The sequence below is a fragment of the Microbacterium sp. LBN7 genome (assembly GCF_045690345.1).
In the GTDB taxonomy this organism is placed as follows: Bacteria; Actinomycetota; Actinomycetes; order Actinomycetales; family Microbacteriaceae; genus Microbacterium.
The window spans coordinates 1844772-1860381 of sequence record NZ_CP147856.1 but is presented as its reverse complement, the minus strand read 5'-3'; the positions used below and the strand labels follow the sequence as shown (position 1 = coordinate 1860381).

The 15610-nt window shown below is 69.3% G+C and carries 15 protein-coding genes; 4 read left to right on the top strand and 11 right to left on the bottom strand.

All coding sequences use genetic code 11. The annotated features are described in order from the left end of the window. Positions 1 to 9: 9 nt before the first annotated feature. The 11 genes from LBN7_RS08905 to LBN7_RS08855 all read right to left on the bottom strand — a co-directional run bounded on the left by LBN7_RS08905 (position 10) and on the right by LBN7_RS08855 (position 10530). A complete protein-coding gene (locus LBN7_RS08905; RefSeq protein WP_116636233.1) occupies positions 10 to 696 on the bottom strand; it encodes a molybdopterin-dependent oxidoreductase in 687 nt (228 codons plus the stop codon). Between the two features lie 51 nt (positions 697 to 747). Further along, entirely contained in the window at positions 748 to 1854 is a 1107-nt protein-coding gene (locus LBN7_RS08900) for an aromatic acid exporter family protein (protein ID WP_407361585.1), read from the bottom strand. A 137-nt stretch (positions 1855 to 1991) separates the two neighbouring features. Further along, positions 1992 to 2678: a hypothetical protein gene (locus LBN7_RS08895; RefSeq protein WP_407361584.1), complete on the bottom strand. Its 687-nt coding sequence runs from the start codon at positions 2676 to 2678 to the stop codon at positions 1992 to 1994. Then, the gene (locus LBN7_RS08890; protein ID WP_341946817.1) at positions 2678 to 3595 is read right to left on the bottom strand and encodes an ABC transporter ATP-binding protein; all 918 of its coding nucleotides are present in this window, start codon (positions 3593 to 3595) and stop codon (positions 2678 to 2680) included. Before LBN7_RS08890 ends, LBN7_RS08895 begins: the two co-directional genes overlap by 1 nt. Then, on the bottom strand, positions 3592 to 3999 hold the full coding sequence (locus tag LBN7_RS08885; protein WP_116636229.1) for a GntR family transcriptional regulator: 408 nt from the start codon (positions 3997 to 3999) through the stop codon (positions 3592 to 3594). Before LBN7_RS08885 ends, LBN7_RS08890 begins: the two co-directional genes overlap by 4 nt. A gap of 258 nt (positions 4000 to 4257) precedes the next feature. Then, positions 4258 to 4968, bottom strand: a complete 711-nt coding sequence (locus LBN7_RS08880; RefSeq protein WP_407361583.1) for a FadR/GntR family transcriptional regulator — start codon at positions 4966 to 4968, stop codon at positions 4258 to 4260. A 33-nt stretch (positions 4969 to 5001) separates the two neighbouring features. Further along, on the bottom strand, positions 5002 to 6444 hold the full coding sequence (locus LBN7_RS08875; RefSeq protein WP_407361582.1) for an APC family permease: 1443 nt from the start codon (positions 6442 to 6444) through the stop codon (positions 5002 to 5004). 50 nt (positions 6445 to 6494) lie between these two features. Next, positions 6495 to 7274, bottom strand: a complete 780-nt coding sequence (locus LBN7_RS08870; protein ID WP_407361581.1) for a carbon-nitrogen hydrolase family protein — start codon at positions 7272 to 7274, stop codon at positions 6495 to 6497. A 115-nt stretch (positions 7275 to 7389) separates the two neighbouring features. Further along, on the bottom strand, positions 7390 to 7896 hold the full coding sequence (locus LBN7_RS08865; protein ID WP_407361580.1) for a GbsR/MarR family transcriptional regulator: 507 nt from the start codon (positions 7894 to 7896) through the stop codon (positions 7390 to 7392). A gap of 22 nt (positions 7897 to 7918) precedes the next feature. Further along, positions 7919 to 9541, bottom strand: coding sequence for an ABC transporter permease (locus LBN7_RS08860; RefSeq protein WP_407361710.1), 1623 nt, complete (start codon positions 9539 to 9541; stop codon positions 7919 to 7921). Next, complete coding sequence (locus tag LBN7_RS08855; protein ID WP_407361579.1) at positions 9541 to 10530, bottom strand: ABC transporter ATP-binding protein; 990 nt, start codon at positions 10528 to 10530, stop codon at positions 9541 to 9543. Before LBN7_RS08855 ends, LBN7_RS08860 begins: the two co-directional genes overlap by 1 nt. Before the next feature lie 89 nt (positions 10531 to 10619). On the opposite strand from LBN7_RS08855, the gene LBN7_RS08850 reads away from it, so the two are divergent. From LBN7_RS08850 to LBN7_RS08835, 4 genes are all read left to right on the top strand, one after another. After that, entirely contained in the window at positions 10620 to 12011 is a 1392-nt protein-coding gene (locus LBN7_RS08850) for a class I SAM-dependent methyltransferase (RefSeq protein ID WP_407361578.1), read from the top strand. A 308-nt stretch (positions 12012 to 12319) separates the two neighbouring features. Next, entirely contained in the window at positions 12320 to 13678 is a 1359-nt protein-coding gene (locus tag LBN7_RS08845) for a glycine betaine/L-proline ABC transporter ATP-binding protein (protein WP_407361577.1), read from the top strand. After that, entirely contained in the window at positions 13678 to 14640 is a 963-nt protein-coding gene (locus LBN7_RS08840; protein WP_407361576.1) for an ABC transporter permease, read from the top strand. Before LBN7_RS08845 ends, LBN7_RS08840 begins: the two co-directional genes overlap by 1 nt. Next, entirely contained in the window at positions 14633 to 15553 is a 921-nt protein-coding gene (locus tag LBN7_RS08835) for a glycine betaine ABC transporter substrate-binding protein (RefSeq protein WP_341946806.1), read from the top strand. Before LBN7_RS08840 ends, LBN7_RS08835 begins: the two co-directional genes overlap by 8 nt. Positions 15554 to 15610 lie beyond the last annotated feature (57 nt).

Sequence of the window (15610 nt, the reverse complement as noted above, 5' to 3'; positions counted from 1 at the left end):
GCTGCCTCCCTAGCGTTCGGCACGCGGAGCAGGAAGCCGCGCCACGAGGCGGTACAGCGGTCGGGTGAGCCACGACGGAAGGTGGCGATGCCGCTCCTCCTGCCAGACGCGAGCCCTGTCATGCGGGTGGACCGCCCGAAGCGCACGCTGCACGCTCCGCCGCGGGTGGAACACGGCTTCGGGTTCGTCGACATGCAGTTCGATGCGTGTCAGGTGCTTCGTGTTGATGTACCCGTACTGGTCGGGGCTGACCAGTCGGACGGGGGCGCCGTGCTCCGGTGCGAGCGGCTCACCGTCGAGCCGATCGGCGAGGAGCACGTTCGCGCCGACGGCATCCTCCCGCCGCACGATGGAGCGGTACCCGTCCGCTCCGACGAAGACGAGGAAGGCGATGCGTCCGCCGTCGGCGGCCTGCGGAAGGATGAGCTGGTTCAGCACGTCTTCGAAGCGCCATCCCTCCCACCTCAGGCCCGTCGCGGACCAGCCCGCGACGCAGTGGAAGTCGGCGTCGATCGATGCGCGAGGCAGCGATCCGAGGGTGGCATCGGAGACGGCGGCTGCTCCCGTCACAGCGCCGGTGATCTCGATGTCGATCTCGGATGCCGTCACCGGAGGAGGCGAATGCAGGTCGATGCCGAACCGGGGAAAGCCGATGACGGCGCGCTGTCCCGGCGGCAGCTTCGTCGGCTGTGGCATCCGAGCGCTCCCTTCCCTCTGTCGTGCGTCCATTCAACACCGACACATCGGTCAGTCGTCGTGGTTCCTCGCTTCGCCTCCGCTGAGGATGAGGATCCGGCGCAGGTGCATCGCCGTCAGCACACCGGGACCCATGGAGCTGCGCACGTCGAAGGTGCGGTCGTCGACCTGCTCGAGCAGCCGGCGGATGGCGCGCGCCGCCTCGCCGCGCTCCCGATGACTCTCGCTCGACGAGGGATCCTCCTGCGCGATCACCTCCGCGACCGCGTGACAGGCGGCTGACAGGGGCTCCGGCAGGGTGGGGTCGAGCGGCAGGGCGGCCGGCCGGTCCCAGATCGTGTCGGCCGTGGCATCCGAGATGTCGCGGATGAGGTGCGCGACCCGGTCGAGGGTCGCCAACTCATCGTGGATGTGCTGCGTGTCACCGCGCCGACCCCACGCCCGGGGGTTGCCACGGCGGCTCTCGTCGGCCTCCGCGAGCTCGGAGCGCAGCTCGGCGGCGGTGTCCGCGAGGGAGGCGGCATCGTCGGCCCACTGCTGGTGCTCGGGTGGCCATGATTCCGACACCGCGGAGCCGATGTCGTGCAGGTGCGATCCCAGCTGTGCGCGGAAGGCATCCACCCGTGCCTCCGCCGCGTTCGTGAGGGGAGCGGGGGCGATCAGCACGTTCACCAGGAGTCCGATCACCACGCCGACCGCCATCTGCGTGAGGTAGCCGAGGGAGTAGTCGTCGGCATCCTGTCCGCCGACGACCAGCACGAACAGCGCCGCGATCGGGACGTACTCGCGTCCGGCGCCGAACCAGCCGGTGCCCGAGAGCAGCACGCCGACGCCGATGACGAGCGGGACGGTCCACCAGGTCGGGCCGATCGTGAGGATCACGAGCGTCGCGAGGCCGATCCCGGTCGCGAGTCCGAGCAGCGTCTGCAGGCTCGTCTTCGCCGAACCCATCAGGGTGGGGTACATGCTCACCAGCGCGCCGAGGGGAGCGTAATAGGGGTACTCGTCGGTCACTCCGGGCATGTGCGGCGCGATCGTCCAGGCGAGCCCGACGGCGAGCGTCGTCTTCGCGACGAACAGCAGCCGCGCCGGGAGCACGGCCTCGCGGAGGGAGCGCGCGATGCCGGATCGGCGCGTGCGCAGCGGGGAGGTCTTCACGTGCAGCGACGCTAGTCGTCGGCATCCGCCGCGGACACCCGGTTGCATCACGAGCCGATGGCAGGTAGCGCGTGCCGCCTGACACGCCGACGCCGGCCGCCCCGAGGGGAGACCGGCGTCGGACGGATCGATGCGGATCAGGGGATCGTCCGCCGGAAGGCGAGGAACGAGACCGCCGTGAGCACCGCGGTGACGACGAGACCCCAGAGCGCGAGCCCGAGCGCGCCGAGGTCCATGATCCCCGCGCCTACGTGGTTCCACAGGTCCAGTCGCGTCACCAGGAACACCAGGCCGATCAGCGCGAGGGAGAGCGCGACGCTCACGATGATGAGGACGAGCTGACCCCAGCTCTTGTAGATCGTCGCACCGGTGAAGCCGAGCACGAAGAAGAAGAGCGCGAGGGTGAAGAAGACGACGAAGGCCCCGCCCGGACCTGCATTCCACAGCCACGGCAGGTAGAACAGGTAGCCGTTGACGCCGTAGCCGTTCGTGGCGACCTCGATGCCGCCGCCGATCAGGAACAGCACGCCCATGAGCGCACTGGCGAGGATCGCGGTGAGCAGCGTGCCGAAGAAGAACTCCCGACGGGTGATGCTCATCGCCTGCGAGAACGGGAAGGTCAGGGTCATCGCCGACATCCCGATCGCGAAGAAGTACCAGAGCGGAGCCTGGCCTCCGCCGCCGTACTTCGGGGTGTCGACCGGGATCATCGCGTAGATCAGGATCGAGATCAGGGTCGCCGCCGCGAGGATCATCAACGGGTACCAGACGAAGGTGCCCTTGTTGATCAGCTGCAGGCGGATGACGTTGATCGTGCGTCGCATCAGCGGACCTCCTCTTTCGTGGTGGTGTCTGTGGTTGCGGAGCGGGACTCGGCCTTCTGGGTGAGTCGGACGACCAGCTGCTGCAGCGAGACCGGAGCGAGGTCCAGCCCGGATGCCGTGACCTCGGCCCGCTCCTCGGCGGAGAGCCGCCCGAGCACGGTGACGGATGCCACGCGGCCGAGAGCCTCGCGGTGCAGCACCTCGCGGCCGGAGACCCAGGCGTCGACCTTGGCGGCGTCGCCCACGACGGTGACGGCGCGCTCGCGGACGGCATCCGTGTCCTCGTTCAGGAGGATCTGGCCGTTGTCGATCACGATGACCTTCTCGATGAGGTTCGAGACCTCGTCGATGAGGTGCGACGACAGGATGATCGTGCGCGGGTGCTCGGCGTAGTCCTCGACGAGGCGATCGTAGAAGATCTGCCGGGCGACGGCGTCGAGCCCGAGATACGGCTCGTCGAAGAAGGTGATCTCGGCGCGGGAGGCGAGACCGATGATCACGCCGACCGCGGAGAGCTGACCGCGGGACAGCTTCTTGATCGTCTGCTTCATGGGCAGCTGGAACTCGGAGACGAGTTCGTCGGCGAACGCCTGGTCCCAGTTCGGGAAGAACAGGCGCGCCGCCTTGAACGCGTGCTTCGGGTAGGCGTCGTCGGGGTACTTCTGGCTCTCGCGGACGAAGCAGATCCGGCCGAGGACGTGCGCGTTCTCGTACGGGTGCTCGCCGAAGACCTTGACGGTGCCGGAGGACTCGAAGTTCTGCGCGGTGAGGATCGACATGAGCGTGGTCTTGCCGGCGCCGTTGCGGCCGAGCAGGCCGTAGATGGCGTTTCCCTCGATGCTGAGCGAGACGTTGTCGAGCGCTCGCTTCTCCTTGTAGCGCTTGCTGAGGTTCTGCACCTCGATGACGGCGGTCATGCGGGGGTCTTCCCTTCTGCGATGGTGGCCGGGGTCTCCCGGGTCGTCTGTGCGGCGCGCTGCCGGAGCAGGGCCGCGAGGTCGTCGGGGCTGAGGCCGAGCGTGCGGGCCTCAGCGAGGAGCGGGTCGATGTAGCGGTCGGCGAATGCCGAACGGCGCTCGCCGAGGAGCAGATCCCTCGCTCCGTCGGCGACGAACATGCCGATGCCTCGGCGCTTGTAGAGCACTCCCTTGTCGGTGAGCATGGCGACTCCCTTCGCTGCGGTGGCGGGGTTGATCCGGTAGAACGAGGCCAGCTCGTTGGTCGACGGCGCCTGGGCCTCCTCGGCGAGGGAACCGTCGACGATCGAGTCCTCGATCTGTTCGGCGATCTGGAGGAAGAGCGGCTTGCCTTCTTCGATCACGAGTCCTCCGCGGGGTTGGTGGGTTACTTACATGAGTAACTAACCATAGAACCCGACGAGGTGTCAACCCCTTCCGCGTCGCGGATCATGTCGTCGGCCGGGCACGACTTCGGAGCAGGCGACTGCACGACTTCGGAGATTCCCCGCGGCGCGCCGACACGGCGGCCGGTCGGTCGGCGTGTCGCGTCCGGACTCCGAAGTCGTGCACGGCCGGCGGATGCCGGGGGGCGAGGGCCGGCGGATGCCGGAGGTGGGGCGTCAGGTGCGGGGGAGGCCGACGTACATCGAGGCGTGCAGCTCGGCGACGTGGTCGAAGGCGAGACGGCTCGCCGTCGCGGCATCCTGCGCCCGAAGGGCTGCGACCAGGCGGGCGTGCTCATCGTTCGAGGCGCGGAGGTAGTCGATCCGGTACGGGATGAAGTACGCGTAGAGCTCGTGGGACACCCGGTGGTGGAGCTCGGCCGCGCCGCTGACACCGGATGCTTCGGCGAGGGCGGCGTGGAAGGCGCTGTCGGCGGTACGGAAGCCGGTCCAGTCCGCCGCACTCCGCATGTCTTCGACCAGGGAGTCCATGCGCGCCAGCGAGTCCTCATCCGGACGCGTGCTCACGAGGGCTGCGAGCCCCGCCTCGATCGTGGCGCGCTGATCGATGAGCGCGTGAACGTGCGCGGCATCCGCTCGGTACGCGTCGATCTCGACCACGGTGCCGACGGTGGGGGCGTCTGCGATGAACGTGCCGCCGGCGTGACCCGGACGTCGCACTACGACGCCCTCGTCGCTGAGCAGTCGATAGGCGCGCCGCACCGTCATCTCGCTGACCTCGAACGCCCGTGCCGTGTCTTCCGGCCCGGGGAGGCGCTGCCCCGGGGAGAGCATGCCGAGCTCGACGGCGAGTGAGATCCGCGCCCGAACCGTGTCGACAGCGGTCGTGCGGCGGATCGAGCCGAGGGCGGGGGAGGCCAGGTCCATCGCACTCCCCCGTCTCGTGTCGGTCGGCGCGTCTCAGTCCGCCGTGGTCTCCTCGACCGGCTGGGTGTCGAGTCGGAAGCGCCTGCCCAACACGATACCGATGACCATGGCCGCGACGGGAATGAGCGCGAGTGCGACGCTCACGGCGACGCTCCCGCCGGTCACGAGTGTGAAGTTCGACAGCACCAGCCAGAGTGCGAAGGCGAGTCCGACGACCGAGAGGATCGGGAAGATCCTCGCGCCCAGGGAGCGTCCGGCGACGAGTTCCGGACGGCGGAGGAAGAACACCAGCACCGCGATCGACGTCGTCAGCATGAGCAGCACCATGCCCACAGTGGCGACGCCGGCCATCGAGCCGAACACGCCGACCAGCGGATCGAGCCCGAGGAGTGCGAGGACCGCGAGCAGGACCGCAGCGGTGATCGTCTGCACGACCGACGAGAACGCCGGCGAGTGGTGCGAGGCGTGGCGGCGGCCGAGTCGCGCGGGGAGCACGGCCTTCTGCGCGAGCGTGAACTGGTAGCGGGCGATCACGTTGTGGAACGACAGCACGCACGCGAACAGGCTCGTGATGAGCAGCACCTGCACGACGTCACGCAGGATCGGGCCGAGGTACTGCGTCGTGGTGTCGAGCAGCAGGTTGCCCTCGCCGGCGAGCGTCTGCTGTGCGACCGCGACCGCGTTGCTCGCTCCGACGCCGGTCACGAGTGCCCAGCAGGAGATGGCGTAGAACACGCCGATGATGATCACGGCGAGATAGGTCGCACGCGGGATGGTCTTCTCCGGGTTGCGGGCTTCGTCGCGGAAGACGGCCGTGGCCTCGAAGCCGATGAACCCGGTGAGGGCGAAGAGCACGGCGACCCCGATGCCGCCCGAGAAGACGTACGACGGGTCGAAGGTCTCCAGCGCGATGCCCTCGGCGCCGCCGGTCGCGAAGATGACCACATCGAGCACGACGACCACCAGGATCTCGAGCGCGAGCGCCACCCCGAGGACCTTGGCGCTCAGATCGATGTGGCGATATCCGAGCACCGCGACGATCGCCATCGTCGCGAAGGAGTACAGCCACCACGGCAAGCTCGGGCCGCCGAAGAACGTGACGAGATCGTCGACCGCCCAGCCCATGTATCCGTAGATGCCGACCTGGATCGCGGTGTAGGCGACCAGGGCGGTGAAGGCGGAGCCCAGTCCGAGTCGCGAGCCGAGGCCCGCGGTCACGTACGAGAAGAACGCGCCGGCCTCCTTCACGAAGGGCGTCATGGTGACGAAGCCCACGGAGAAGACGAGCAGGATGACGGCGGCGAGCGCGAAGCCGATCGGCGCCCCTGGTCCGTTGCCCGCGCCGATGGCGATGGGGACGTTGCCGCCGATGACGGTGAGGGGAGCGGCCGCGGCGATGACCATGAAGACGATGGCGCCGGTGCCGAGCTGGCCGTCGAGGCGCTGTCGCGGCTCGACGAGAGGGGAGACGGTCATGGTGTCGCTTTCGCAGAGGGTCCGGTGGCGGACGCGGAAGGGGAGGGCGTTCAGTAGAGCTCGGGTCGACGGTCGGCGAGGTACGGATTCTCCTGCCGGGCTCGCCGGGTCGCATCGGGATCGATCGTGGCGATCATGAGGCCGATGTCCGTCGCGCCGAGGGTGGCGAGCGCCTCGCCGTCGGGAGCGACGATGCTGCTGCGTCCGACGTAGGTGAGATCGCCTTCGACGCCGACGCGGTTGACATAGATCACGTGGATCTGGTTCTCCCACGCACGCACCGGGATGAGCCGCTCGGCGATGTGCGCGAAGGGCTCCATCTGCGCGGTCGGCACGATGACGGCATCCGCGCCGCCGATGGCGGCCCGACGCACGGTCTCGGGGAACTCGACGTCGTAGCAGATCAGCACCGACACCCGCGCGCCATCGATCTCGACGATGCCGGGGAGCGTGTCGCCCTGCGTGAACAGGCTGCGGTCGAGCGCGCCGAAGAGGTGGGTCTTGCGGTAGCGCAGCAGCTCGGTGCCGTCGCGGTCGACCATCACCAGGGAATTCGTGATGCTGCCGTCTTCGAGCGTCTCCGGGAGGCCGGCGACGATGGCGATCCCGCTGTCCAGGGCGATGCGGGTGATCCGGTCGACGAGGCCCGGCGTCGCCAGCGGTGCCAGGCGATCGCCGATGTTGTAGCCCGTGACGAACATCTCGGGGGTGACGAGGATGCGCGCGCCTCTCGCAGCCGCTTCGCCGGCGGCCGCGGCGACGACGGCGAGGTTGGCATCGACATCGCCGGGCGTGCCGTGATGCTGAAGTCCGGCGATGGTCAGGGTCATGCGGATGCTCCTCGTGCGTCGATGCACCTATCAAACAGCTCAAAGTGATCTATTTGATGTCCATTGTGTTTCGTTCGCGTGTCATCCGCAAGGGCCTGAACGCAGAACGGGTCGCTCAGGCCGTGATGTCGCGGCGCAGCGCGCGCCACTCCTCGACGATCTGCGGCATCCGGGCGGAGAGGTACCGGAAGAACTCGGCGAGCTCGACGGCCCGGTCCTGAGCGCCCGGGTCGTCGTCGTGTTCGGCGGCGATGTCGTCGATGTACCCGGCGAGGCTCGTGTAGACGGGCACGTTCCCGGCCATCGAGCTCGCGAAGGTGTCGTGCACGAACTCGTAGCGGTCGCGGCGATCGCCCGGCGAGGATCGGCGCTGGATGAAGTGCAGCCGCTGCAGGTAGCGGACGGCACCCGACACCGCTGCTGCCGAGACCCCGAGCCGGTCGCCGATCTGGGCGGCCGTGTAACCGCCGTCGGGGGCGGCGACGAGAGCCATCATCACGCGGGCCGGCATGCGCGACATCCCCGCGGCTGTCAGCATCGCCGCGGCCTGCTCGGCGGGACCGATCGCGCGGTGCGCACCCGTCGCGGACGCCGCCGCATCCGCCCGCTCGTCGTCCGCCATCACGCTCCCCTCGTCCGCATGCTCAGCCGCCCGTCGCGAGCTCGCGGCGTCGCATGAGCGAGAGGGATGCTGCGAGTCCCGCGCCCACGGCCAGCACGAGCCACCAGAGTCCGCGCACATCGACGCCCTCGCCGTCGACCACCGGGGTCACGGCGAACGGGGAGATGTTCGCGGTCCACTCCGGGAGGCCGAACAGGGGGCCGAACATCCCGAGCATGGTCGCGACGAGCACGAGGGTCCAGGCCACGCCGATCGTGGCGCGCGGCACGAGCACGAACACCAGCGCGGTGAGCACGGTGAACACCGACGCGGCGATCGCCTGCCCGAGTCCCGCGACCGCGACGATCCGGTACAGCGAGTCGTCGGCATCCGTCGCCCGGATCCCGGCCCAGCCAGCCAGGACGGCCGCGGCGACGACGATCAGCACGGCGATCGTGCCGACGATCACGTAGTCGGCGAGCCAGCGCACGCGACCGACGGGAGTGGCCAGCACGGCTTCCGCCGTGCCGCGGGCCTCCTCCTGCCGCGCGCGCACGACCGTCTGCACGGCGCAGCACGCGGCGAGGATGCCGAGCAGGGTGAAGAACACCGTGATCACGACCTCGTCGAGCCCGCCGGTCGCGCCGCCGATCTTCTTCAGGATGTCGGCGACGGCCGGGTTCTCGCCCGAGATCTGGTCGACGAGACCGCTGAGGGTGGTGGCGAGGATGCCGGTGACCGCTCCGCCGACCGCCCAACCGACGATCGCGCCCGAGGTGAGCCGCCACGCCAGTGCGTGGGGAGAGGCGAGGGCGGGCCGCGCCGACACCCGACCGGGGCGCTCGGCGACGAAGCTCGCGTCGATGTCGCGGCGGGACTGCAGCACGACGGATGCCGTGGCGAGCACGAGACCGAGGCCGAGGCCGAGGAAGACCGGTCCCACGAGGTCCGCGTCGTACGGTCGGGTCTGCTCGGCCCAGGCGAAGGGAGAGATCCACGCGAACCAGGCGCTCGTCATCCCGGAGAGGTCGTCGTCCGGCGTGCCGGCCGCGTTGCCGAGGCCGCGGATGAGGAACGTCGCCACGAGCACCCACACGGTCAGGGAGTTCGCGCCACGGGAGGTGCGCATCAGCTGCGCCGCCAGCAGCCCGATGCCGAGGAACGCGATGCCGGTGGCGCCGGCCGCGGCTCCGGAGAGCAGCGACCCCGCTGCCGGCAGGCCGGTCGCGAGCAGTGCCAGAGCGGTCAGCACGGCGAGCACGAGATTGGCGAGGATGCCGTGCACGATGGTCACGATCGTCGGCATCCGTCTCCCCGCCGGGGTCGCCCAGACGAGCTCCGAGCGTCCCGCCTCCTCGTCTCCGCGCGTGTGCCGGACGGCGAGGAACGTGCTCATCAGCGCCGCGAGCAGCGCGAGCCAGGGCAGGATCTCGAACGCCAGGAACGCTCCCTCCGACGTGCCCGACGGCAGCCCGCGGAACATCAGGATCACCGGGTTCGCGAGCGCCGCGGCCAGGATGTTCTGCCGGTCCTCGAGGGTCGAGTACGACTGGGTGACACCGGCGTATCCGGCGCCCGCCATCGCCGCGGTGCCGAGGATCCACAGGGTGAGCTGGAGCCAGTCGCGCCGGATGCGCTGCCGCAGCAGCACGCCGAAGGTCGACATCACGCCTGCTCCTTCGCGCGGCGCGCACGGCGGGTCTGCGGCCGGGCGTCGTCCGTCGGGCCCTCCTCTGCGGCTTCGAGCGCCGCGAGGTCGTCGCCGTAGTGGCGGAGGAACAGCTCCTCGAGCGATGGCGGCGCGACGCGGAGGTCGCTGATCCCGAGGGCCGCGAGCGCAGGAAGAACGGCCGCGGTGCGATCGCTGTCGACCGTGACGCGGATGCGGTCGTTCTGCACCGTCGGATCGTGGACGTCGGGGATCCCGGCGACCTGGTCGAGCGAGATGCCGGATGCCGTGAACGACACGTCGCTACGGGTGAGATGCCGCAGCCCGGCGAGGGTGCCGCTCTCGACGATGCGGCCGGCGCGGATGATCGACACCCGGTCGCACAGCTGCTCGACCTCGCTCATGATGTGGCTCGACAGCAGCACGGTCGCGCCGTTCGCGTGGGCTCGGGCGACCTCGCGCTGGAAGATCACCGCCATGAGGGGATCCAGGCCGCTGGTCGGCTCGTCGAGGATGTAGAGATCGGCGGGCACCGCGAACGCGGCGATGAGGGCGACCTTCTGCCGGTTGCCCTTCGAGTACGCGCGGCCCTTCTTGCGCGGATCGAACTGGAACGCGTCCATGAGCCGCGTCTTCTCGTGCTGGTACGCGGCATCCTTCGTGTGCGCACCGCGCAGTCGGGCGAGCAGATCGACGGCTTCACCGCCCGAGAGCGTAGGCCACACGCTGACGTCGCCGGGGACGTAGGCGATACGGCGGTGCAGGTCGACGGCGCGGTTCCACGGGTCCTCGCCGAACACGGCCGCTTCGCCGCTCGTACGCCGTGCGAGACCGAGGAGGATGCGGATCGTCGTCGACTTCCCCGCGCCGTTCGGGCCGAGGAAGCCGTGCACCTGCCCGTGCTCGACGGTGAGGTCGAGTCCGTCGAGGGCGTGGACGTGACCGTAGTGCTTGGTGAGGCTCCGGGTGTCGATGACTGTGGTCATGGCGGCGACGCTACGCCCGTTTCATAAAGTTGTGAATAGTGCGAAAAAACGCATGCGGAATCCTTACGGGCGCCGCGTACAGTGGGCTGGTGCCGGAGTTCCCCTACAGTCGCCTGCGCCGCCGGCCGGATGTCGAAGCGGAGAACCTCCAGGCGCACGACGTCACTGACATCCTGCTCGTCGAACGGGCGCTCGCGCTCGGGCTTCCCGGCTCCGAGATCGCCGTGATCGGCGACGACTACGGCGCGATCACCCTGGCTCTGGCGGATGCCGGGCGCCACGGCATCCGCGTGCATCAGGACCTCGCGACCGGGCGCCGCGCGCTCGCGCGCAATGCCGAGGAACTCGGACTCTCGGGGTTCGCCGCGGGAAACGCAGACGAATCCGCATCCCCTCGGGGTGTCGATGCCGGACGCGCCGCCACCGCTCCGAATGATCTGGGTTCTCCGGCGCTCTTCGCCTCGCACGAGCTCGGCCCCGAACTGCTCACCGGTGCGCGGCTCGTGCTGCTGCAGCTGCCGAAGTCGCTCACCGAGCTCGAGGAGATCGCGGATGCCGTCGCCCGCTGGGCCGCGCCCGACGTCGTGCTCGTCGCCGGGGGTCGCGTGAAGCACATGACCCTCGGGCAGAACGAGGTGCTCGGCCGCCGTTTCGCGCACGTGCAGGCCGAGCGAGCCGAGCGGAAGTCGCGGCTCGTGGTCGCCTCCGAGGCCCTTCCTGTGCCGGTCGAGCCGCCGTTCCCGGTGACCGCCGCGCACGACGGACTGACCCTCGTCGCCCACGGCGGCGCGTTCGCCGGTCCGCGCCTCGACATCGGCACGCGGGCGCTGCTGGAGGTGCTCGGACTCAGTGGTGCACAACTCAGCAAGAACGACGGGGCTCGGTCGGAAAAGCGGCCGAACGGGGCCGAGCACGACAGTTCTGGCGGAGTTGTGCACGGGGGTGCGGCCCTTCGACAAGCTCAGGGGCCCAGCGCTCAGGGGCCCAGCGCTCAGGGACCCAAAGCTCAGGGGCCCGCAGGATGGGTCGCTGAGCCCGTCGAAGCGTCGCGGACTGTGATCGACCTCGGGTGCGGCACCGGTGCGCTCGCCGCGTCGTGGGCGCTCGCGCACACCCAGGACCGGGTCGTCGCGACCGACCGGTCGGCGGCGGCCGTGGCCTCCGCTCGCGCGACCGCCTTCGCGAACGGCGTCGCCGACCGCGTCATCGTCATGCACGACGACGCCGGATCCGAGCTCGCGGATGCGAGTGCCGACGTCGTGCTGCTCAACCCGCCGTTCCACCTCGGAACCAGCGTCCACACCGGTGCGGCGACCCGTCTGTTCGAGGCTGCCGCGCGTATCCTCCACCCGGGTGCGGAGCTCTTCACGGTGTTCAACTCCTCGCTCGGATACCGTGCCGAGCTCGCCCGGATCATCGGGCCGACCGAGCAGCTGCACCGCACGTCCAAGTTCACCGTGACGCGCAGCATCCGTCGCTGAACATATGACCAATCCCCCGGTCAGCAGGGGAAACCCGGGCGGTCCTGCGGCCACGGATTTGCCCCTGATCAGCCATTTCGTTACGTTGGTCTGTGGGTCTTCTGGCCCGAAAGACCAGTCCGCGACCACGTCCTTCTTTCGATGAGCTGTGCTGCGAAGAGGCGTGGACGTACGGTCGATGCTCTCTGCGGCGGATCCGAAATCCGCTGCCCGTGCCGCCACAGCAGTCATGTCGAACGGCCTCGTGAGGATCACCCGGGCGTAACCGAAGCAGGCTCAGCCACCCGAGGCCGAGCCGCGGGGGAAACGTGTCCGAAATCGCTCTTGAAGCGCGCAATCTGTTCAAAGTGTTCGGGAAGAATCCGAGCCAGGCTGTCCGTCGTCTGAAGGCCGGTGAGAGCCGCACCGCCGTCGATGACGCGGGCACGGCAGCCGTCATCGACGCGAGCTTCACCGTCAACCGCGGTGAGATCTTCGTCATCATGGGCCTGTCCGGTTCCGGTAAGTCCACCATCATCCGGATGCTCAACGGTCTGCATGACGCGACCTCCGGCACCGTCACGGTGAGCGGCGAACCGATCACCGGCATCCCGGGATCGCAGCTGCGCGAGATCCGTCGTGATCGCATCTCGATGGTGTTCCAGCACTTCGCGCTGCTGCCGCACCGCACGGTCGCCGCGAATGTCGCCTACCCGCTCGAGCTCAAGGGAGTGGGCAAGGCCGAGCGTCTCGCGAAGGCCGAGGAGATCCTCGCGCTCGTCGGCCTCGAAGGCCAGGGCGACAAGATGCCGTCCGAGCTCTCCGGTGGCATGCAGCAGCGCGTCGGCATCGCCCGTGCGCTCGCCGCCGACAGCGACATCCTGCTCATGGACGAGGCGTTCAGCGCGCTCGACCCGCTCATCCGCCGCGAGATGCAGGAGCAGCTGCTCGAACTCCAGGAGAAGCTCCAGAAGACGATCGTCTTCATCACCCACGACCTGAACGAGGCCATGTTCCTCGGCGACCGCATCGCCGTGATGCGCGACGGCCGCATCGTGCAGATCGGCACGCCGGAGGACATCCTGATGGACCCGGCGAACGACTACGTCGAGCAGTTCGTGCAGGACGTCGACCGCGCTCGCGTGCTCACCGCCGCGAACGTCATGGAGCGTCCGCGCCCCGTGGTCCCCGAGACGGCCGGCCCCCGCACCGCGCTCCGCCAGATGCGCGACGCCTACATGTCGGCGACGTACGTCGTCGGCCGCGACCGGCAGCTGCTCGGCGTCGTGACCGACCGGGATGCCGTGAAGCTCGTGCGCTCCGGTGCGACGAGGCTCGACTCGGTGCTCAAGCCCGTGCTGCAGAGCGTCCGCGAGGACGAGGTCCTGATGAACCTGTTCGTTCCGGCGGTCGAGTCGCCGCTGCCGCTGGCGGTGACGGATGCCGAGGGCCGGCTCGTCGGCGTCATCCCGCGCGTGACCCTGCTCGCCGCCCTCGGCCCCGGGCCGGGCGCCACCGAGGAGATCATCCTCCCGCTGATGCCCATGCCGCAGGCGGAGATCGACGCCGTGCTCGACGACGGATGGACGGACCCTTCGACAAGCTCAGGGACCCAGGACCCGTACTCAGGGACCCAGGAGCCGTTCTCCGACACGCACACGCAGAACACGATCGAGGAGGTGCGCTGATGGATGGTTTCCGCATTCCCCTCGGCAGCTGGGTCGAAGCCGGCGTCGACTGGGTCAAGGTCAACCTCGACGGCCTGCTCGACGTCGTCTCGTTCGTGGTGACGTTCCTCGTCGACGGACTCACCTCGCTGCTCCTGCTCCCCTACTTCTTCGTCGTGATCGCGCTCGCCGCGCTCATCGCGTGGACGGTGCGCTCGTGGCAGCTGGCGATCGGCACGGTCGTCTCGTTCACGCTGATCGTCGCGATGGGCCTGTGGGTCCCCGCGATGCAGACGCTCGGCCTCGTGCTGGTCGCCGCACTCGTCGCCGTCGTGATCGCCGTGCCGCTCGGCATCTGGTCGGCGCGCAACGCCACGGTCCGCGCGGTGCTGAAGCCCGTGCTCGACTTCATGCAGACCATGCCCGCGTTCGTGTACCTGATCCCCGCGATCGTGTTCTTCAGCATCGGCGTCGTCCCCGGACTCGTCGCCACGGTCATCTTCGCGCTGCCTCCGGGCGTGCGACTGACCGAGCTCGGCATCCGCGGTGTCGACTCCGAGACCGTCGAGGCCGGGCAGGCCTTCGGCGCGAAGCCGGGGCAGATCCTGCGCGGCATCCAGCTTCCGCTCGCGATGCCGACGATCCTCGCCGGCATCAACCAGGTCATCATGCTCGCGCTCTCCATGGCGGTCATCGCCGGGATGGCGGGAGCAGACGGGCTCGGGAAGATGGTCGTCGAAGCCATCTCGACCGTGAACATCGCCAAGGGCGTGGAGGCCGGCCTCGGCGTCGTGCTGATCGCGGTCTTCCTCGACCGCGTCACCGCCGCGCTCGGCACGCTCGGGCAGAACCCGGCATCCCTGCTGGCGGTCGTCCGCCGTCGTGGCGCGCAGCGTCAGTCGGATGCCGCCGCCACGGCATCCGCCCCCGTCGCCGAGGCGCCCGAGAAGCCCGTCGAAGAGAAGGAGCTCCAGAATGCGTAAGCGCAGGATCATCACCATCGCGGCCATCGGCGCCGCGGGAGCACTCGCCCTCAGTGGCTGCGCGAGCGATGGCGCGGGCGGCACGATCGAGCTCGGCGGAGGCGGCAGCGCCGGCGGCGGAGGTGACAAGGGCACCATCACGCTCGGGTTCCTGCCGTCGTGGACTGACGGCCTCAGCACCGCGTACCTGCTGCAGGACCAGCTCGAGAAGATCGGCTACGACGTCGAGCTCAAGACGCTCACCGAGGCGGGCCCGCTGTACACGGGGCTCGCGCAGGGCGACGTCGACCTGTTCCCGTCGGCCTGGCCCGAGGTCACGCACGCCGAGTACATGAAGACCTACGGCGAATCGATCGAGGACCTCGGCACGTACTACGACAACGCGCGGCTGACGATCGCGGTGCCGGAGTACTCCGAGCTCGAGACGATCGACGACCTCGCGGGAGCTGACCTCGGCGGCAAGATCTACGGCATCGAGCCGGGTGCCGGCCTCACCGCGCAGACGCAGAAGATGCTGCCGGAGTATGGCCTCGACAGCCAGTACGAGCTCGTCACCTCCTCGACCGCGGCGATGCTCACCGAGCTGAAGTCGGCGACCGAGAAGAAGCAGGACATCGCGGTCACGCTCTGGCGTCCGTTCTGGGCCAACGACGCCTTCCCCGTGAAGGACCTCGAAGACCCGAAGGGGGCGATGGGCGAGGCCGAGGGCCTGCACTTCCTCGGCACGAAGGGCTTCGCGGAGGAGTTCCCCGAGGCCGCCGACCTGATCTCGAAGATCGTGCTGGATGACGAGCAGTACGGCTCGCTGGAGGACCTGGTCGTGAACGAGTACGGCGAGGGTCGCGAGGCCGAAGCCGTCGACGCCTGGCTCGAGGAGAACGGCGACCAGTTCGACTGGGTCGTCAGCAGCTGACCTGAGGCGCAGCATCCGCTCGCGTTCTGAAGGAGATCTCGCTGTCTGAAGGGCCTG